Here is a 280-nt window from a genome sequence, read left to right on the forward strand (position 1 = left end):
GAGTTACAGTTGGCCCCTCAGTTACATTTACAACACTTGCGCCTATATTAAAATAACGAAATGTTTCATTTAATTTATTTATTTGGTTATTTAGCCACTCTGTATCTAAACCATCACGCCTTGGTGGTATATCTAATAAATGTAGTTGTGGGTATTTATAATTATGGGTCTTCTCAGTCCTTAAACGACTTTCCTTTATACGGTCCCTTTTAAACATCATGACGTTGTAAGGAAGATTAGATGTCTCGGCAACAGACCCTGCTTTTTTAATTCCGTCATA

1 protein-coding gene is annotated in these 280 nt (G+C 35.4%); it reads right to left on the minus strand.

Annotated features, from left to right (window positions below):
* The coding region (locus AOA62_RS31905; protein WP_218244200.1) for a DNA translocase FtsK at positions 1–280 on the minus strand (280 nt) is incomplete at both ends.

This window comes from Pseudomonas sp. 2995-3 (assembly GCF_002742565.1).
Lineage (GTDB): Bacteria > Pseudomonadota > Gammaproteobacteria > Pseudomonadales > Pseudomonadaceae > Aquipseudomonas > Aquipseudomonas edaphica.